Source organism: Geopsychrobacter electrodiphilus DSM 16401, assembly GCF_000384395.1.
Classification (GTDB): domain Bacteria; phylum Desulfobacterota; class Desulfuromonadia; order Desulfuromonadales; family Geopsychrobacteraceae; genus Geopsychrobacter; species Geopsychrobacter electrodiphilus.
The window spans coordinates 2367941-2387500 of the sequence record NZ_ARWE01000001.1 but is presented as its reverse complement, the minus strand read 5'-3'; the positions used below and the strand labels follow the sequence as shown (position 1 = coordinate 2387500).

Here is a 19560-nt window from a genome sequence, read left to right as displayed (position 1 = left end):
CTCATCAGGTGAAGCGACTTGCTCGCCGAGCCGAAGGGGGTCGCAGAGAATCGGCGGTAGCGACTGTTTACTAAAAACACAGCACTCTGCAAACTCGTAAGAGGAAGTATAGGGTGTGACGCCTGCCCGGTGCCGGAAGGTTAAGGGGATGTGTTAGCGCAAGCGAGGCACTGAACCGAAGCCCCGGTAAACGGCGGCCGTAACTATAACGGTCCTAAGGTAGCGAAATTCCTTGTCGGGTAAGTTCCGACCTGCACGAATGGCGTAACGACTTCCGCACTGTCTCAACCAGGGACTCAGCGAAATTGAATTGGCGGTGAAGATGCCGTCTACCCGCGGCAAGACGGAAAGACCCCGTGAACCTTTACTATAGCTTGGCAGTGATATTCGGGACAGCATGTGTAGGATAGGTGGGAGACTTTGAAGCTGGCACGCTAGTGTCGGTGGAGTCGTCCTTGAAATACCACCCTTGTTCTTCTGGATGTCTAACCTAGGTCCATTATCTGGATCGGGGACACTGCCTGGTGGGTAGTTTGACTGGGGCGGTCGCCTCCTAAATTGTAACGGAGGCGCGCGAAGGTTCCCTCAGGCTGATTGGAAACCAGCCGAAGAGTGCAAAGGCATAAGGGAGCTTGACTGCAAGACATACACGTCGAGCAGGTACGAAAGTAGGTCTTAGTGATCCGGCGATTCTGTATGGAAGGGTCGTCGCTCAACGGATAAAAGGTACTCCGGGGATAACAGGCTTATCTCCCCCAAGAGTTCACATCGACGGGGAGGTTTGGCACCTCGATGTCGGCTCATCACATCCTGGGGCTGAAGCAGGTCCCAAGGGTTTGGCTGTTCGCCAATTAAAGTGGTACGCGAGCTGGGTTTAAAACGTCGTGAGACAGTTTGGTCCCTATCTGCCGTGGGCGTAGGAGATTTGAGAGGATCTGTTCCTAGTACGAGAGGACCGGAATGGACGAACCACTGGTGTTCCTGTTGTCTCGCCAGAGGCATCGCAGGGTAGCTATGTTCGGAAAGGATAACCGCTGAAAGCATCTAAGCGGGAAGCCCACCTCAAGACGAGATCTCCCTGGGGGTTTGCCCCCCTGAAGGTCCGTTGGAGACTACAACGTTGATAGGCCGGATGTGTAAGCACAGCAATGTGTTCAGCTTACCGGTACTAATTGACCGTGAGGCTTGACCATATAGTCTTTTTATCAAGTTTTTCAGACTTTGCCATTGATCAGTCAATGCAATCGTAAACCAGTTTTAAGGTTTTCGGTGGCTATAGCGTAGGGGTCACACCTGTTCTCATCCCGAACACAGAAGTTAAGTCCTACCGCGCCAATGATACTGCATGGGAAACTATGTGGGAAAGTAGGTCGCTGCCGAAATTATTTGAAAAGCCCCTTCAAATCGAAGGGGCTTTTTCTTATGTCGAAAATTTGAACTGAAAAAAGCCATTGATTCAACAGAATCAACGGCTTTTTTTATTTAGCTAGCAGACCTTACCCCCCTCTCGAACTTTACCCCCGATCAGCATCAAGTAAATAAGCTTTAATTTTACGATGTAAATTTGACCTCTCGAGGCCGATTTCTTCGGCAGTACGAGAAATATTCCAGTTATTTTCTTCTAACTTTTGTTTCAAGAATTGTTTCTCGAATATTTCCTTGGCCTCTCTATATGATGAAATGGATATGTTTCCAAGGGTCATCTCGGCATCAGAAATATCGGAGGTATTTTTTATCGATTCGGGAAGGTGCTCATATTCGATCACAGGTTCAGGGGTCATAATGACCATTCGCTCAATTAAATTTTTTAATTCTCGGATATTTCCTGGCCAGTTGTAGCTAACTAAAGCTTGTAATGCGACAGGTGAAAGGCATTTGATTTCACGGCTCTCCTGGCTGCAAAAATAATTTAAGAAGTGATTTGACAATAGTGAGATATCATCTTTTCGTTCTCTGAGTGGAGGAACGTGGAAAGGGAGTACATTAAGTCTGAAATAAAGATCCTCTCTAAAATGGCCATCGCGAATTTCAGATTCAAGATTTTTATTTGTGGCGGCAATGACACGTACATCGACCTCGATTGTGCGATTGCCACCGACCCTTTCAAATTTCCTTTCCTGAAGAATACGTAATATTTTGGCTTGAGTCTTTAGGCTCATGTCTCCGATTTCATCAAGAAAAAGAGTGCCATTATGGGCCTGATCAAATTTTCCCTTTCTTGCGACTGTAGCACCGGTAAAGGCCCCTTTTTCATGACCAAAAAGTTCAGATTCAATCAATTCTTCAGGAATTGCGGCACAGTTTACTTCTACAAAAGATTGTCCAACGCGTGTGGATTGATGATGAATCGCGCGGGCGACTAGTTCTTTCCCTGTTCCATTTTCACCGGTGATCAGTACCCAACCATTACTGGGCGCGGCTATGTCGATCTGTTTTTTCAATCGAAGAATCGGGATACTTGCCCCGATCATATCGTGTGTTTTATTGATTTTAGCCTTCAACGCCTGATTCTCAGCCAATAACTGACCTACTTTCATCGCGTTCTGGATGCTCAGAAGGATTTTTTCAAGAGACAAGGGTTTTTCTATAAAATCATAGGCTCCCAGGTGAGTCGCTTTCACTGCGGTCTCTATATTGCCATGGCCACTCATCATGATGATTGACTGATGTGGTCTGAGTTCCTTAATTCTGGACAAAGCCTCAATACCATCTATCCCCGGCATCCAGATATCGAGCAATATTAAATCGGGGTCTTCTTCCTGGGCCATTCGAATTGCATCTTCACCGTTGCCGGCAAAAAGTGTCCGATAGCCTTCATCCTGCAAAATACCTTCAAGACTGAGGCGGATGCTCTCCTCGTCATCAACTATAAGTATGGTTTCCATGTGCTGTCCTGATCAGGTTGATTGCGGTTTAATCACAGGGAGTTCGATCGTAAACTTCGCTCCTTGCGGGAAGTTGTTGCGGACGCGGATGTAGCCGTTGTGGTCCGATATGATGGTTGAGACAATAGCTAATCCAAGGCCCGTCCCCGATTTTTTTGTCGAAAAATAGGGTTCAAATAGTCGTTCTTTATCTTCGGGGGGGATTCCACATCCTTGATCAGCAACCGATAGTGTAATGATCTGTAAATCGCTGTTATAGGAGGTTTCGATATCTATTTGTCCTTGGTTGTCACTGGCTGCGACCGCATTTTCTATGAGATTGATCATAACACGTTTCAATTGCTCCCGGTCCAGATTGGCGGTCGGCATCACTGGCTCTCTAGTGAAGTTGAATTTGATTTGTTTGTGTCCTTCCTGATAGAGGACCAGGGTCTCTTCGATAATGTCATTGAGGTTGCAAGGAGCAGGATTGGTTGCTGGCATGCGTGCAAAGTTTGAAAACTCATTAACTAACTTTTTGAGTTCATCAACCTGAGTAATAATCATCTGAGTACATTCATCAAAAACAGTATCTTCTTTGCTGAAATGTTGAAGATAGCGGCGTCTTAACCTTTGAGCCGAGAGTTGTACCGGGGTGAGAGGGTTTTTTATTTCGTGAGCTATACGTCTGGCGACCTCCCGCCATGCTGCCATCCTTTGTGCTTTGACGAGTCCAGTCAAGTCATCAAATACAACAACTGTTCCCATAAAGTCCCCTTGCTCGTTCTTGAGGGTCGTAAGATTCACGAGGAGGGTGATGGTGTCGTTGCCAAAAGGTAAGGAGAGTTGTTGTTTGATGCTGTCCTTTTCAGTTTGAAATAGTTCTTTAAGAAGTTCTTTCACTGGTGGAAGATAATTGGCTGGAACGACTTCACGGAAATCCTTCCCAATCACTTCTGATGCGGTAAAGCGCAAAAGTTTTTCGGCTGACTTGTTAGCGGTAGTTAATCGCCCATAGCGATCAACTGAGATGATCCCTGCCGTAACATTGGCTAAAATTATAGCCATATAATTACGACGTCGTTCGAGCTCAATATTCGATCGTTGCAGGTCCCGGTTGGCCTCTTCAACCAAACTCCGCCCTTCTCGGAGGTCGGAAGTCATCTTGTTAAAAGCAGTAACCAGTGTGCTTATTTCGTCGGTGCTGCGGGTTTCGAGGTGAATATCTAAGTCGCCAGCGGCGACACGGCTTGTTGCTTCCGCGAGGTCCTGAATCGGCACCGTGATGCCGCGCGCGAGATGGAAGCCAAACCATGTCGCCAGAAAGATGATAATGAGCGCAATAAGTAATAAGACGACGATGTAACTTTGCTGAATCTGGGTCTTGACCAATTTAGTCGTCTTGTATTGTTCAACGGAACTTGAAATTTCCTTCATCTTATTGATAAGAGAATAAGGGACATAGTGGTTAACGACCACAACGCCGACGATATCGGCGGGGTCCCAGTTTGAAAAGATCGGAACAATTCCGCGAATCAGGTCAGCTTTCCCCACGGGGGTAATTTGAGAAAATTTACTCCCCTGTAAGCCTTCTTTAACTGGATCTGAATTTGCGGTGGTGATTTCAATAATTGGAAGTTTGGGATTAGCGACCCGAACTAATTCCTCTTGGGTTGAAGAGAAAACCTCGACAATGCCCAAGTTATATTCCTCCTGTTTCTCTTTAATTAAAGCCTTGAGCTGTGGCAAGTTTTCTTCGTTTATAAGTTTATCCTGCTTGATTCGCTTGGCTAATTGATCAGCGAAATAAAGGGCAGTCGCTTCTGAGTTCCGGTAGTAGGTCAGCGCAACCTCCAGTGACTCATCAAGAGCTGAATCAACTTGTCGGTTGAACCAGTTATCGATACTGGTGGTGATAAATCCGGCCGAAACAAAAAACAACAACATAGTCGGGATCAATGAGAGTGCAATGAAAGCCCCGACAAGTTTACTGCGTAGTTTGGCGCCAGGAACTCCCTTACGTCTTTCAATAAACAATTTGAAAATATTACGTAAAATTAAAAAAAGAAAGAGTAAGACAAGTAGGACATTCAGGTTGATTAATGAGAGCGCAACGATGCTGTTGGAGAGTGCCAGTTTTGAAGAAATCTCAAAAAGATGATTTTCAATCTTAGGTAAAAAAGCAATAATAGTTGCAACGACAGCCAGCAGGAACCATTCACGATAGCGGCGGTTGTTTTTTTTTACCTGTAACGCTGGATCCTGCAGATCCTGAGACATGGCTCTCCTTGAAGTGATCTAACGATGCGGGAACAATATGTAATTATTACTAAAAATAGCCGGGTCCGGCAAATGTAAAATGGAATATGAGCGCAGGAATGCCATAAAAAAGGGGCAACCGGTTATGGTTGCCCCTTAAGGGTGGTGTGTTGGGTAATAAACTATGCCTTGTCCCAGGCCAAATCAATGGCAAAGGCACGAGCACTCCTGCGTTGTGCTTCTTGCATTGCCGCATCGCTGAATTCAACGTAGGCCCAATGATCTGGGCTGTCGAGAATTTTGCGCACCATCTTTGCGTTCAGGTCATGCCCGGCCTTGAATGCACGAATGTGGCCGAGCATCGGTGCACCTAACAAGCTGAAATCGCCAAACGAATCGAGTATTTTGTGGCGTACAAATTCATCCTGATAGCGTAACCCTTCAGGGTTCATAACACCGTTGTCATCTATGACGACGGCATTTTTAAGTGAACCACCACGCGCCAAGCCATTGGCTTTAAGATATTCAACTTCATGAAGAAAGCCGAAGGTTCGTGCCGGTGCGATCTCTTTGCGAAAATTTTCGGTTGAAAATTTCATACTGTATTGTTGAAGGGCGATCGCTTTATGCTCAAAAGCAATATCGAAGGTAATTCGAAAGAACCGCGATGGGATAATGCTGATCCGTTTTTCACCTTCAATAATACTGATCGGTTTGCGAATGGCAATAAAGCGCCTGGATGCAGGCAGACCTTCAATTCCGGCATGCTCAATCATCTTGACAAAGGGGCTAGCGCTTCCGTCCAGAATTGGAACTTCGGGACCATCAATATCAACGTGAAGGTTGTCGACACCGCAGGCGGAGAGGGCGGCCAGAAAGTGCTCGACCGTTGATACGCTTAGATCGTCACGACCAAGGACGGTGGCCAGGCGTGTATCTACTACGTTTTCCGCTAGCGCCTTAATGGCAACGACGCGGTCGCCTTCGCGGCGGTGAAAAATAATACCTGTATCGGCCGAAGCCGGTCGCATGCGAAGTCTGATCGTCGCTCCGGAGTGAAGTCCTACGCCGGTAATTTCAGCAGGTGTCTTTATGGTGCGTTGCAAAATCATGTCCAGAAATCCAGATGAGTTATGGTTGTTTGAAACATGGACTGCCTAATTTGCAAATATCCTGCCATATGGTTCAATGCTTTTAACATATTGAAATAAAAGAGAAATGAGATTCAATATTTGGATATTGACGTTATAAGTGTTGCAGGTTTAATCGAACATTTGGGTGACTGTGCAGTAAACACTACACCTGAAAAGGGATAGTGTTTACTGCTCTTGTTGCGGAGAATTTTCCCGGGGAGTATTGGAGGTCACATTCGACCAGAACGGAGAATGGCGATCGCAAGGGCAAAACCGAGAAAACCCGCGATCGAATAGCCCAAGAGGCCGAGAGCCGGAAATCCAAAAAGGATGGGGCCCTTGTCGGTCTGCATGATGATTGATGAGCCGATGACCAGAGCCGCAATCACCAAGCTGAAGGAAATCCGGTTTGACGATTTGTCAAGATCCGTAATCAGACGCTCAAGTCCGCGATGTTCAAGATCAATTTTAAACTTGTTATGGTTTATGCGGTTGATGAATTCCTTGATGTCCTTCGGCAGGCTTTTGCCGAGGGAATGATAGGACTGAAGTGTGCGAAGGAGATCTTTGGATACATTAGCCGGGGTGTAGCGTTCTCTTACGATGCGTTCGGCAAAAGGGCGTACCTGATCAATCATGTTGAAGGTTGGGTCTAGCTGACGTCCAAGACCTTCGATCACAATCAGAGCTCGGGCCAGCAGCATCATATTTGAAGGAAACTTGATTTGATAATCGGCCAATATCTGAATAAAATCGATCAGCAATTTTCCAACTTGGATATCCTGCAGTAATAGATCGTAATAGTCATCGATAAATTCCGAAAGATCCCTTTTGAGGTTTTTCAGGTTTGAATCATCATGCAGGTCGCCCGAATAAAGAAGCTGTGAAATGATGTGATCGACATCGCGTTCCAGAATCGACAGTAGCAGTTCGGTCAACTGCAGCTTTAAATCCTCATCAAGGCGACCGACCATCCCGAAGTCGAAAATGCACAGAACATTGTCGGGTAGAACATAGATATTGCCAGGGTGGGGGTCGGCATGGAAAAAACCGTGTTCGAAGACCTGTTTCAGAAAAGATGCTGCGCCACGGTGGGCAATTATTTTCAGATCGTAACCCGCCTGTATTAACTCATCCAGATGGGAGACTTTAATTCCTGCGAGGTATTCCAGCGTCAGTACAGTGCGACCCGAATATTCCCAGTGGACCTGAGGAATCCGGACCGCATCATCGTCAGCAAAATTCTTTGAGAAACGCTCAATTGTGCGCCCCTCGCGCGAGAAATCAAGTTCACGATTTATAGTCCGGCGAAATTCTTTGACAAGGCCAATCGGGTCATACATATCCCCACCGGGAAGGTGATTCTCCACCAGATAGGCCAGTCCCATCAGGATATCGACATCGGTTTCAATAACCCGCTGGATGCCAGGCCGCCGGATTTTGAATACGACCTGCTCACCATTCTTCAGAATCCCACGGTGCACCTGAGCAACGCTGGCCGTTGCCAACGGGATCGGGTCGAAATTTTGGAATAGCGCATCGGCCTTAGCTCCCAGTTCCCGCTCAAATTGTTTTTTGATCTCCTCGGTGGAGACTGCCGGGACACAATCCTGCAGTTTTTTTAATTCATTGATATATTCTGGCGGGATGACATCGGGGCGAGTTGAAAGGAGTTGGCCGAGCTTGATAAAGGTAGGGCCAAGTTCCTCAAGTGCCAGGCGCAGGCGCTCAGCCTGCGAGAGCCGTTCGAGTTCGTGCGAGAGTGTCCCGAGTGAGACAATACGTTTACCAAGCTCAAGATAATAATCGATGTTCAGCTGTTCGACGATGTGTCCGAAGCCATACTTGATCAGTACGCCCAGAATTTGCCGATAACGTTTTAGCGAACGCAGATTACGGTTGATCCGGCTGAAGGTGAGCATCTGCGAGTTCCGATCAGATCAGGATCTGGTTTTAAGTTCTTTTTCGAGTTTGGCCACTTTTTTGGCCAGGGCATCAAACTCTGTCTTAGGGACAAAGCCCATGTGTGAACCCGCTTTTTTTAGCTCTTCGCGAGCAAGGTCTTCAAATCTTTGCTGGTTATCTTTCGCGATCTCCTGGAGTCGGGACAAGAGGCGTTTCCCTTCTTCTTCAGTAAGATCAACGCGCTCTCTTGCCTCTTTGAGAAACTCTTCTGACTTTTTTTGAGTTAGCGACAATGCTCCAAAACCCGCCAGAATGGTTTTTTCAATAAAGTCGATCATCATACTCCTCCTTTGAGACAAGATATATGTCGTGATGTATAGAAGTCACTGAAATAATAGCAGGTTACTGAAAGTCGGCAATCCTTTCGCGTGGAGAGATATGTTTCAGGTAGCATTAGCGCGGGGATGATAGCGATCTTTTTCGGAATAGATACAGCCACAATATTGTTGCCGGTAAAGACCCATCTCTTTGGAAATCCGGATCCCTTCATTCCAGCCGGAGCGGAAATCCTGTCCGATAAAGGTCAGGTTGTATTCCTCTGCCAGTTGATGCCCTAAGCGGATGATCTCACTTTGATTTTGATAGCGGGAGTAGAGCAGGGTCGTAGAAAAAGCGTCAAACCCGCCTTCCGCAGCTTGTTGGGCGGTTTTTATGAGACGGGAGCTGTAACAATAATTGCAGCGCCGGGCAGGATCTGAGGAAACCTTTGCAAGGAACTCTTCCAGCAGATACTGGTCATCAATCAGGAGAGGGAGTTTAACTTGTTGGGCATATTCTATGGTCGTTTCAAGGCGACGACGAAATTCTTGATAGGGGTGGATATTGTGATTGAAAAAAAAACCAGTCAGTTGATGGTTCTGTGCGCGGAGCTCTTTCACCGGGAAGATGGCGCAGTTTCCACAACAGACATGAAGTAAAATGTTCATTGGCTTGTCCCTGTTCGATTTTAGCGAAGTCAAGCCTGCCCCGAAGCAGGTTATAAAGTCAACTGGAAAGCCATTTGAGCGGAGGGAGCGATAATTGCTGCCAGAGTTTTTTTTGCAGGCGTTGAGCTGCCGGTAGTTGGGCAATATGGCGGTGGCAGAGTCGGGTCATTTTCTCCTGTAGCTGGAGCAGATCCTGGCGGTAGTTATCAATCATTGCCGCGGTTTGTTGGCGGTCCTGAGGGATTTCCAGTGTAGTCAGCATGAGGTTGCCTGCTAATAGCAGGGCGTCCTTGGTCTCTTCACCAGTGACCTGAAACCTTTTGCCTTGCGCGTCCTCCAATTCGTAGAGGCCCAGCATCTCATGTTTTAAATAGAGCGGCGGGGTAAAACGGTAACTTTGAAGGGGTCCGGTGGCTAGTCGGTATAGATAGGTCTGGGGGAACTGAGGAATCCCCTCAATTTCCAGTTGACGCAGAAGATCCTCTCCCAGTGCGTTGTTGGCCGGTTTCGACGGAGATTCGTTTTGCTGAGGTTGCCGGTTATTGGCGAATTTCTCGTCGTGGGGGATGTCGAGTAGTTGTGCAACAAGAACATCAAGGTTTGCCGTTGATGGCTGATCTTTTGTTAGGCGTTTCAATTCCTGCAAGTGAAGAAGGTCGGGGATCAACCAGCCAAATCTTAACGCTTCGGTAACAAATAAAGGCTCAACTGCGGGGGGCGCTATGCCTGTTTGTGTAAACCAAAGCATCTGGCCCAGACTGCTCTTGCTGAAACAGATGAGTGCTGCAATCTCATTTAGCTCTTCACTTTCAATGTCCAGAGATTTCAATTGTTGAGAACAGAAGAGTTCAAACAAAAAAGGCGAGAGTTCAAGAGCATAGAGTAGACGGCTACAGGCCAGTTCAGGTTCTTGGCCCAGGTCAAGGGACCTTTGGCTGCCGTCGAGCATTTTACATTCTGTCAGCCCCTCGTTCGGTCTGCGCGCAAGTTTAAGCAGGTGCCGACCGTGGTCATGACATTCAACCGAATTGATGGCAAAGTTGGCAAAGAGCAATTCGGTAAAAAATGAATAACGGAGGAGTGTTAGCCAGTTATCCGGCAGATGAAGCTCAATTTCACTATTAGGCACGGTCAAGCCCAGGATATGTGTAGCTTCAGTGGCCCAAAAAGGAAGGTTTCCCGGAATTGTTAGTTTTCGATTGGGCCAACTTGAACGCAGATAGCCTGACAACTCGCGCCTGAGAGCGGGTTCGGGACGAATTGTACCGTAAAAATTGGCATGCAGCCTTTGATCTTCAAATGGGAGGCTGAAAATAAAGGCATCACCCTGTTTTTGTACAGGGTGCTCATGACCCTGCAGAGTCCTCCAGAGGGTGTTGGCTGCCAGTTGAGCTCCAGAATGCGATATCTCACTTTGGCAGCGCGGCGCCAATTCCTGCGAATGAAACAGGAGGCGGTTCACTTTATTTAATGGATCCCCCGTTGCATCGGGGTACCAGTCTCGAAGGAGAAGGGTGAGAACGCCTTTAGCCCCTTTCCCCTGGTTCCAGCCAATCTGTTGAATCCTCAGCATGAGATGATGAAACGCGACGACGCTCTCAGTAGGAAGTTCTTTGTCCGGAAGCGGGGTGAGGGTTAGCAGGCTCTCTCTGAGAGGAGATGGCAGTTGAGTCAACGCCTCTGCAAGGGTTAAAGAGAAGTGTTCCACCGGAAGATGTTTCGGGAGCTGTTGCCAGTGTTGAAGGCATAGCAGGCGGAGTAAACTGAGTCGGTTCCAGTTTTCGGCTTCTTCTTCCGCCGTGAGCACGGACGCCTGTTCACTCCGTTGTAAACGACAGTGTTCAAGTAGTGCTGGTTGAGAGAGCTTGAGTGTTTCATCAATCAAATTCAGCAGATAGCAAGGCGAGACCTCTTGCGCTGCGATGCGGCCGGTAACCGAAAGGAGCTTTAGTTGGTCGATAATTTCATACAGGCGATGGTGGAAAATGGCAGGGTCATTGGCCCCGGGCAGGGGTAAACTTGATATCCGTCGATTTTCGGTAGGACTGGCCTCCCAGATGTTGATTGTTTCGGACTCCCAGGTAACGAAGTTGCGCAACCCGAGGGAGGCTGCTGCCGCCGCTTCTCGGATGAAAAGTTTGTCGTTGTTCATTTCGGGCAGAAAGATTAAACCACCCGCAATCATGCTTTGCCGGTTGATCCAGAAAATTAAGGGAGGCTGGCATGAGCCCGCTTCGGTGCGCAGTTGGTGAAAAAGATCAACCCGCCTGAAGGGTGTGCGGCCATTTTCGATGATCTGTTCGGCCCAGGATGCAAGTTGTTGGGCAAAAAGCTGCAAGTGAGTTTTTGATGCCATTGTTTCCGTTTAGCCTAATCGGCTCAGTGAGGGCGATTATTCACATAGTATTGATCATTGGCGCAATCAGCCGAAGAGGTTGCCAGTTCGAGTAACCTCTATAGAATTTTTTTGAAGATGCTGATAGCAGAGTTCTGTCGCGACGCGGCCACGTGGTGTGCGATGGAGAAACCCTTGCTGGAGCAAAAACGGTTCGATAACATCCTCAATGGTGTCACGTTCTTCGCCAATGGCGGCGGCCAGGGTATCAAGACCAACAGGGCCACCTTTGAATTTGTCGATGATGGTGGTGAGCAACAGGCGGTCCATGAAATCCAGTCCCCTGCGGTCGACTTCGAGACGTCCAAGTGAGCGATCAGCAACTTCTTTACTGATCAACCCATCCTCTTCCACTTCGGCAAAGTCGCGTACCCGACGGAGCAAGCGGTTGACAATTCGGGGGGTGCCCCGACTTCGTCGTGCAATTTCTGCCGCGCCCTCTGCATCAATAGGGATATCGAGGATGCGTGCGCTACGGTTAACAATCTGAGTCAACTCCTGATCGGTATAGAATTCAAGGCGGCTGATTACTCCGAAACGGTCTCGCAGGGGGGACGAGAGAAGACCGGCACGGGTCGTGGCTCCAACTAGAGTGAAGGGTGGGATATCGAGCTTAATGCTGCGTGCCGAAGGACCCTGGCCGATCATGATGTCGAGCTGATAATCTTCCATTGCCGGATAGAGAATCTCCTCCACGACGGGGGACAAACGGTGAATTTCATCGATAAACAGCACATCCCCCTCTTCCAGATTCGTCAAAACCGCCGCAAGATCCCCCGCTTTTTCAATGACCGGTCCCGATGTGCTTTTTATCGCGACCCCCATCTCCTGCGCAACAATGTTGGCGAGCGTGGTCTTTCCCAATCCGGGGGGGCCGTAAAAAAGTACGTGATCGAGTGTTTCTTTACGTTTACGCGCCGCATCGATAAATACCTGAAGGTTTTTCTTGGCCTTGGTTTGGCCAATGTATTCTTGTAAAGTTTTCGGGCGCAAGCCAGTATCGAATAATTCGTCATCGTTTTTCGGTTGGCCCGACATTAAGCGCTCTTCCATGTTTAACTCGATTCCACGTCGGCTTTATATCTACTTGCGCAGCATCTGCAAGGCATTTTTAAGGATCTCTTCAAGAGCTGTATCTGATGCGAATTTAAGGCTATTGACTGCTTTATTGGCTAGATTATCTTTGTACCCGAGATTGATCAGCGCTGAGATTGCATCTTCGCGCACCCCCGATGGGATGGGCTTTTTGGCCAGATTAATGGTGCCAGTATTGCCCCTAATGAAGTTTTTTGCTTTTTCACGAAGTTCAAGGACCAGCCGCTCGGCGCTCTTTTTGCCGATGCCGGGGATACTTGTTAGGCGCGCAATGTCGTCCTCTATAAGTGCCGCTGCAAGTTCTCCGGCCGGCATATGTGACAGGATGTTGATAGCGAGTTTAGGCCCGACACCTGAGACAGATATGAGTAACGCGAAGAAATCCTTCTCTTCTGCAGAGAGGAAGCCGAACAGGCTTATGGCATCTTCTTTCACATGCGTATAAATATGCAAACAGACCTTGCCTGTCTCCGGAAGACCATAGAAAGTGGAAAGAGGAACCTGAACGCGATAGCCGACTCCTGCGACATCGATAACAATGGCGTCAGCTCGGCGTTGGGTTATTTCGCCGGTTAGAAGTGCGATCATCCTCTTCCTCCACGCAGTTGAGACTGGCGTAAAATCTGGTTTGTCAGTTTGTGACTATGGGCATGGCAGATGGCTACCGCAAGGGCATCTGCAGCATCCTCTTGCGCAATCTCGGGGAGACAGAGCAGGGTGCGGGTCATGTGTTGAACCTGGCTTTTAGCCGCTTGACCATAGCCGACCACCGCGCTCTTGACCTGGAGTGCGGTATATTCTGCAACTGGTAATCCGGCCCTGACCCCTGCGAGAAGGGCAACGCCACGAGCATGGCCCAGTTTGAGAGCCGAGGCGGCGTTTTTGGCCATGAAAACCTGCTCAACCGCGACGGCATCAGGTTGAAATTTTTGAATTAATTCTTCGAGCTGGGTGTAGATCAACAGGAGGCGGTCCGCCAGCGGTGAGCCGTTACGGGTGATAATGGCCCCGTTGTCGAGGTGCAGGAGTCGGTTCCCCTGTTGCTCAATAAGGCCGTAGCCCGTCGTCCGGCTACCCGGGTCGATACCTAAAATTCTCATAGCGCAGAGAATAAAGGATAAAAGGAAAAGGCCAAAGGAAAAAGGGCACCTTTGGCCTTAAATCTTGAGATGCTGAGCTGAGAGCAGCCGATTATCCCATAATCCTCTCCATCTCTTCGTCTGAGATGTCAAAGTTTGTATAGACGTTCTGGACATCGTCATTATCCTCGAGAACGTCAATCATCTTCATCAAGGACTCTGCTTGTTTCCCGGCGACTTGACTCATGTTTTGTGGGATCATGGTGACTTGGGCCGATTGGAATTTAATGCCTTGCATTGTAAGGGCGTTCCTGACGGTTTCGAATTCGGTAGGGTCCGTCAGCACTTCGATCATACTATCATCTTCTTTAACATCCTCGGCTCCAGCCTCAAGGGCCGCTTCAAATATCGTATCGAAATCACATTCTTCATCGAAGAGGATCTGGCCTTTGCGATCGAACATGAACGCGACCGAACCGCTCACCCCGAGACTGCCACCATACTTGTTAAACGCGTGGCGGACATCCGCAACGGTTCGGGTGCGGTTATCGGTCATGAATTCGACAATCACGGCAACGCCACCAGCGCCATAACCTTCGAAAGTTCCTTCTTCATAGACAACGCCGTCGAGATCGCCGGTTCCTTTTTTGATAGCGCGGTCGATATTGTCTTTCGGCATATTTCCCTGTTTGGCCTTGTCGACCGCCAGACGTAAGCGTGAATTGGACTCAAGATCTCCGCCCCCGATGCGGGCTGCGATCGTGATCTCTTTAATAAGTTTAGTAAAAATCTTGCCTCGTTTAGCATCCTGGGCGCCTTTGCGGTGTTTTATGTTCGCCCATTTACTGTGTCCTGACATTTTGAACCTCTCCTGAACCTTGTTCTTTTGGTTTTTTTTATTAAAGCTGGAGGTTTATTCTGATTTGAATAAAATTAAAGTTCCATTGGGGCTGATCGATAGCCGACAACTCTGAGATTGGCGGTGACCTTGGTCACGCCAGGGGTTGCCTTTGCGCCATCAATAGCTGCAAGTTTTTCAGTTTCACTGTAGACATGTCCTTCCATAATGACATGTCCCTTGTTGACCGTTATCTGAAAGGTCAGATCTTCGATCCGCTCGTCTGCCAAGCGTGCGATCTGGATTTTTTTCTGGATGATTAAATCGTGTAATCGTTGTTTTGACTGGGATTTCAGCTGCAGCAGATTTTCATCCTTCACCCCGGACATGATCTGACGGACCGCGGTTTCTTCACTGATTTTAGCCGTGTTGATGGTTAGATCGTAGTGGAGAGGATCTTCCCAGTTGCGGTCATGATAGTATTTAATGAAGCCCGCACGTTGTTGGTCGCTTTTGCGAACCAGACTATAAGCTAAATCGGGATCAATCCATTCACGTTCGGCCCAGCGTTCAACGCGCAGGTCGAAGGGAGCAATCACACGAACGCGAAGGACATTATCGGCCCCTTTTAAGAGGTCTTGTCCTCCCCGGCCATAAATAATGACATTGCCCTCGAGGGCCTGCTCCAGCACGATCAGTTGGATGCGGTTCATTCCTAGTTCGATCTGTCGGTCCAGATGTGCAATAAAAGCGGGTGGCTTTTCGTCGATCTGGGACAAGACTTCTCGCGTTAGGCCATACTGCGGCGCAATCTTTTCAATGGTTTCACCGTCAATTAGACGATAACCGAGCTTTTGAGCTGCTTTCTGCGCGATTGGGATGCCGCCGCTCCCCATTTCACGGGAAATTGTGATGATCGCCATCTTTCATTTCTCCAGTCTGCCTGACTCAGGTTCTGGTCAGGGTTCGATGTGTCAAATGCACAGATACCAAAGGTGTTACTTACTCTAGTGCGTTCATGCTTCTGCAGTGTAGCCGGGCTTATAATCAAAGTAATGCAGGGTTTCGATGAAACGGATAGTGCGACTTGCCGACCGCATGACGACGGTGTGGGTCCGTGCACCTCCTGCAAAATAGCGCACACCGCGAACCAGATCACCGTTGGTGACTCCGGTCGCCGCAAAAAAGACTTCACCTTTGGCAAGTTCGTCGGCTGAATAGGTTTGGTCAAGGGCGTCGATTCCCATGCTCCTCGCCCGATCCTTCTCCTCGTCACTGGTAAACACCAGACGGCCCTGCATGAATCCGCCAAAGCAACGGACTGCAGCCGCGGTTAGAACGCCTTCAGGGGCACCACCGATTCCCAAAACCATGTCGATGCCGCTCCCCTCGATACCCGTAGCGACGGCTGGAGCAACATCACCATCTTCGATCAGCTGAATACGGGATCCAACGTTCCGCAGCTCGTCGATTGCTTTTTTGTGCCGGGGCCGGTTGAGCAGTACTATGGTCAGATCCCGCACATCGCAGCCCTTGGATCGTGCCAAGAGTAAGGCATTTTCTCCCGCACTTTTGCTGATATCTACCGCACCGTGCCCTGCCGGCCCGGTGATGATTTTATCCATGTACATATCCGGTGCGTGGAGAAATCCGCCCGGTGGAGCCATGGCGATCGTCGCAATTGCGCCATTTGTGCCGTTGGCGCAAATGGTGGTTCCTTCCAAGGGGTCAACGGCTATGTCCAGCTTGAGACCACCCAAGCCCAACCGCTCGCCGATGTAGAGCATCGGAGCTTCGTCCATTTCCCCTTCACCTATAACCACGGTGCCATCAATCTCCATGCCGTTCAGGGTGTCACGCATGGCGGTGGTGGCTGCAGCATCAGCGGCAAGTTTATTGCCACGTCCAACCCAGCGACCCGACATGACCGCAGCGGCTTCTGTTATACGGGCCATTTCCAGGGCGATACCCCGATTGATTTTCATTGTCACTCATTCCGGCATTTTTGTAAGTCGGGTTGACACAATTTAACGGGGCATGATGGCATGATTTGACCTTCAATTCAAGCCTTGCGACTTAGGGGTAGTCAACATGGGGAAAGTTGAATACACTGCTTGAAAATACTTTTCCCATGGGAGTTTTGTTGCGATGAAAAAAGTCCTTTTTGCCCTATTGCTTGTCTTCTTGTGTCTGACATCAGTTCAAGCCTCAGTTGTCCAGAATATCGATGCTCCAGCCGCTCAGAAGTTATTGAAGGAAAATCCCAAGTTATACCTATTGGATGTGCGGACACCGCAGGAATATTCTGAAGTTCGACTTGAGGGTGCACATCTGATTCCGATTGATAGTTTGTTGAAGCGTATTGCCGAAGTCCCGAAGGATCAGCCGCTCTTGGTCTACTGCGCCGTCGGCTCGCGAAGCTCGCAGGTTGCTGAGTATCTGGCACGCAATGGGTACCCTCTGGTTTATAATCTGAATGGTGGAATCTGGGCCTGGAAACTGCGAAATTTTCCTGTTATTACGGGCGGCCCCTGAAGGCATTAAGATCGTCTCCCTTGTTTTGCCTTTGATGGGCCGCTATATTCCGGGCCCCATTTTTAATCATCGTGCAGTGGATTATTTGATGTCCGATCTTGATAACGTAGAAAATGCAGACCTTCGCGCAGAAATCGTTCAAGAAATTGATCGACGGGGACCCATTAGCTTTGCGCGCTATATGGAGCTTTGCCTCTATCATCCGCGGTATGGGTATTACACCTCCACCCGGACCCGCATCGGCAAGCAGGGCGATTTCTTCACCTCTTCGAGTGTTCATTCTCTGTTCGGGCGTTTGATTGCTCGCCAGATTGTTCAACTCTGGCAGCATATGGGGAAGGGTCCGTTTACTCTCGTTGAGCAGGGGGCTGGCGAAGGTTATCTATGTCTCGACCTTCTAGATGCCCTGGCCTCAGAAACACCTGAACTCTATGTGCAACTCGAATATCGAATTATCGAGATCAGCACCGATCACCGGCAGAAACAAAAACAAAATCTCGCCAGCCATGTAACAGCTGGTCGCGTTATCTGGTGTGAACTCTCAGAGCTGGAGCCTTTTACAGGTTGCTTTTTGAGCAATGAACTGGTTGATGCCTTTCCGGTTCATGTCGTCGAAAAACAGGATAACGTTCTGCAGGAGGTTCTGGTTAATTGTATAGATGAGGGCTTCGTCGAAGAATTAGCTCCTTTGACTGATTCACGTTTGAATGATTATTTTGAGCTATCCGGGAATCCTCTGGTTGAGGGGAATCGCGCCGAAGTCAATCTTGCGGCACTCGACTGGATGGCTCAGGTCGCTCAGCGACTGGTGTGCGGTGCAGTATTGACTATCGATTATGGCTATCCGGCAGCTGAACTGCTGGCTCCCTGGCGTCGGGCTGGAACACTGCTCTGTTACCATCGACATCAATCCAGTGACAATCCTTATCAGTATATTGGCTGTCAGGATATGACGGCACATGTCAACTTTACCCTGTTAGAAAAAATCGGCGAAGAGCACGGGCTTAAGACGCTTTATTTTAGCGAGCAATATCGTTTTTTGCTGGGGCTCGGATTTCTGGAAGAGTTGATTCGGCTCCAGGCCCTTGAGATCGATCCGAAGCGGGCTCAAGCTCTACGTCTGACCTTGAAAAATTTGATTCTGCCGGACGGTGGTATGGGGGAAAGTTTTAAGGTTCTGGTACAAGGGAAGGGCCTCGGCAATATTGAGTTGCTGTGCGCACGTCCCATACGCGCAATCGGTTTGCCCGCGGGGATCTGACATCTTGTCTTGCCGGTTTAATAACAATCGGGTTATATTTATTACCAGGAAGGTTTCTTTTACCGATATTTTGAGAGGAAATGCCAGATGAAAGCACAGGTTGAAGAAGTTTTGAATCAGGTCCGCCCCGCGCTGCAGGCTGACGGTGGTGATGTTGAGTTGGTTGATGTCTCCGCTGAGGGCGTTGTGAGTGTGCGCCTGACCGGAGCCTGTGGCTCTTGTCCAATGTCAACCATGACTTTGAAAATGGGTATCGAAAAGACCCTGATGCAGCAAATTCCGGCGGTCAAGGAAGTTGTCCAGGTCCGCTGATATTGATTTGTACCAATTGGAGATAAAGAGAGGGCAGGGTGAGATCGTCATCCTGCCCTCTCTGGCTCTCTGGTGATTGGTATGGCAATGGCTCCTCAGCTTCCCAGAAAAAAATTGATCTGTATGCTGAATTTGTGCGGACTCGGTAAGTCGTCAGGCAGTTGAGGAAAAGGGCTGGCGCGGGTCAGCGCCTTAAGGGCTGCGTCGTCAAGAACTTTGGTCCCACAGCCGGTTAAAATCCGGCTTTCAAGTAGTTTCCCCTGCCGATCGACACTAAACTCAACCATAACTTTCCCCTGTTTACCTGCCTTGCGCGCCATTAAGGGGTAGCGTTTTACCCTGTCGATGCGTTGTCTGATCAAGTTTGAATAGCTTTGCAGGCTGTCACTTTGCGCAGAAGTCATTGGTGTCAACGGGCTGTCGATTGGCGCCTCAGCTGGAGACAGCACGGGTATATCTTTAGTCGAGGTGAGCAGCGGGTTGATCGGAGGACTTTGCTCTATTTTATCTGTTGCAGGTCTTTTAAACTCAAGTTTGGGCGGTGTTATTTGACGAGGAATTGTTTCCGGATTTTGCTTCAGGCTGACAGCAGGCTGTGGTAGCTGTTCGGTCTTTTGTTGGATGATGGGTCGCGGTCTTATAATCGGTTGTGGCAAAACCGGCTTCTGGATAACTGCTCGCGGAAGGGATTTTTGTCGAACCTTCGGAACTGCTGGTATTGAGATCAGATCCACCTTGATCGCTTTTGGCAGGTTCATCGGTGGGACTGGCATACTGACATGCAGTGCCAAGGCTATTATCACCCCGGCATGTATTAACAACGAATAACAGAAGGCCCGGCCCCATGGATGTTCCAGGGGCTGTGTTCTGTGAGGGCTTAGCTCCTCAATGTTCATGA

17 protein-coding genes and 2 rRNA genes (1 of these 19 running past the window's edge) are annotated in these 19560 nt (G+C 48.8%); 5 read left to right on the top strand and 14 right to left on the bottom strand.

Translation table 11 applies throughout. From position 1 onward, the window contains the following. Nucleotides 1-1193: ribosomal RNA gene (locus D888_RS0111310) — 23S ribosomal RNA — on the top strand (it extends 1762 nt beyond the left edge of the window). A 72-nt stretch (nucleotides 1194-1265) separates the two neighbouring features. Then, nucleotides 1266-1382 (top strand): 5S ribosomal RNA (gene rrf / locus D888_RS0111305). A gap of 132 nt (nucleotides 1383-1514) precedes the next feature. Here the strand turns inward: rrf and D888_RS0111300 are convergent. The 13 genes from D888_RS0111300 to glpX form a co-directional block, all read right to left on the bottom strand. Beyond that, entirely contained in the window at nucleotides 1515-2885 is a 1371-nt protein-coding gene (locus D888_RS0111300) for a sigma-54-dependent transcriptional regulator (RefSeq protein WP_020676672.1), read from the bottom strand. 12 nt (nucleotides 2886-2897) lie between these two features. Beyond that, nucleotides 2898-5144 (bottom strand): sensor histidine kinase, encoded by a 2247-nt coding sequence (locus D888_RS0111295; RefSeq protein ID WP_020676671.1) that lies wholly within the window; start codon nucleotides 5142-5144, stop codon nucleotides 2898-2900. A gap of 161 nt (nucleotides 5145-5305) precedes the next feature. Continuing rightward, a complete protein-coding gene (gene lpxC, locus D888_RS0111290) occupies nucleotides 5306-6235 on the bottom strand; it encodes a UDP-3-O-acyl-N-acetylglucosamine deacetylase (protein WP_020676670.1) in 930 nt (309 codons plus the stop codon). A gap of 251 nt (nucleotides 6236-6486) precedes the next feature. Beyond that, nucleotides 6487-8178, bottom strand: coding sequence for an ABC1 kinase family protein (locus tag D888_RS0111285; protein WP_020676669.1), 1692 nt, complete (start codon nucleotides 8176-8178; stop codon nucleotides 6487-6489). An 18-nt stretch (nucleotides 8179-8196) separates the two neighbouring features. Continuing rightward, a complete protein-coding gene (locus tag D888_RS0111280; protein ID WP_245555010.1) occupies nucleotides 8197-8502 on the bottom strand; it encodes a phasin family protein in 306 nt (101 codons plus the stop codon). Between the two features lie 102 nt (nucleotides 8503-8604). Continuing rightward, nucleotides 8605-9147 (bottom strand): epoxyqueuosine reductase QueH, encoded by a 543-nt coding sequence (locus D888_RS0111275; RefSeq protein ID WP_020676667.1) that lies wholly within the window; start codon nucleotides 9145-9147, stop codon nucleotides 8605-8607. A gap of 58 nt (nucleotides 9148-9205) precedes the next feature. After that, complete coding sequence (locus D888_RS0111270) at nucleotides 9206-11503, bottom strand: hypothetical protein (protein WP_020676666.1); 2298 nt, start codon at nucleotides 11501-11503, stop codon at nucleotides 9206-9208. A 66-nt stretch (nucleotides 11504-11569) separates the two neighbouring features. After that, on the bottom strand, nucleotides 11570-12580 hold the full coding sequence (ruvB, locus tag D888_RS0111265; RefSeq protein WP_020676665.1) for a Holliday junction branch migration DNA helicase RuvB: 1011 nt from the start codon (nucleotides 12578-12580) through the stop codon (nucleotides 11570-11572). 45 nt (nucleotides 12581-12625) lie between these two features. Continuing rightward, nucleotides 12626-13225, bottom strand: a complete 600-nt coding sequence (gene ruvA / locus D888_RS0111260; protein ID WP_020676664.1) for a Holliday junction branch migration protein RuvA — start codon at nucleotides 13223-13225, stop codon at nucleotides 12626-12628. Then, nucleotides 13222-13737, bottom strand: a complete 516-nt coding sequence (ruvC, locus tag D888_RS0111255; protein ID WP_020676663.1) for a crossover junction endodeoxyribonuclease RuvC — start codon at nucleotides 13735-13737, stop codon at nucleotides 13222-13224. Before ruvC ends, ruvA begins: the two co-directional genes overlap by 4 nt. Before the next feature lie 91 nt (nucleotides 13738-13828). After that, a complete protein-coding gene (locus D888_RS0111250) occupies nucleotides 13829-14575 on the bottom strand; it encodes a YebC/PmpR family DNA-binding transcriptional regulator (RefSeq protein ID WP_020676662.1) in 747 nt (248 codons plus the stop codon). A 74-nt stretch (nucleotides 14576-14649) separates the two neighbouring features. Then, nucleotides 14650-15477, bottom strand: a complete 828-nt coding sequence (locus tag D888_RS0111245) for a cytidylate kinase family protein (RefSeq protein WP_020676661.1) — start codon at nucleotides 15475-15477, stop codon at nucleotides 14650-14652. Between the two features lie 93 nt (nucleotides 15478-15570). Beyond that, the gene (gene glpX, locus D888_RS0111240; RefSeq protein ID WP_026362353.1) at nucleotides 15571-16533 is read right to left on the bottom strand and encodes a class II fructose-bisphosphatase; all 963 of its coding nucleotides are present in this window, start codon (nucleotides 16531-16533) and stop codon (nucleotides 15571-15573) included. A 169-nt stretch (nucleotides 16534-16702) separates the two neighbouring features. Between glpX and D888_RS0111235 the strand changes: the two genes are divergently transcribed. The 3 genes from D888_RS0111235 to D888_RS0111225 all read left to right on the top strand — a co-directional run bounded on the left by D888_RS0111235 (nucleotide 16703) and on the right by D888_RS0111225 (nucleotide 18662). After that, on the top strand, nucleotides 16703-17089 hold the full coding sequence (locus tag D888_RS0111235) for a rhodanese-like domain-containing protein (protein WP_020676659.1): 387 nt from the start codon (nucleotides 16703-16705) through the stop codon (nucleotides 17087-17089). An 88-nt stretch (nucleotides 17090-17177) separates the two neighbouring features. Further along, nucleotides 17178-18350, top strand: a complete 1173-nt coding sequence (locus tag D888_RS0111230) for a class I SAM-dependent methyltransferase (RefSeq protein WP_033423594.1) — start codon at nucleotides 17178-17180, stop codon at nucleotides 18348-18350. Nucleotides 18351-18437: 87 nt separating this feature from the next. Continuing rightward, nucleotides 18438-18662 (top strand): NifU family protein, encoded by a 225-nt coding sequence (locus D888_RS0111225; protein ID WP_020676657.1) that lies wholly within the window; start codon nucleotides 18438-18440, stop codon nucleotides 18660-18662. Nucleotides 18663-18757: 95 nt separating this feature from the next. On the opposite strand, the gene D888_RS23655 is transcribed toward D888_RS0111225, so the two are convergent. Next, nucleotides 18758-19558, bottom strand: a complete 801-nt coding sequence (locus D888_RS23655; protein WP_083928840.1) for an energy transducer TonB family protein — start codon at nucleotides 19556-19558, stop codon at nucleotides 18758-18760. Nucleotides 19559-19560 lie beyond the last annotated feature (2 nt).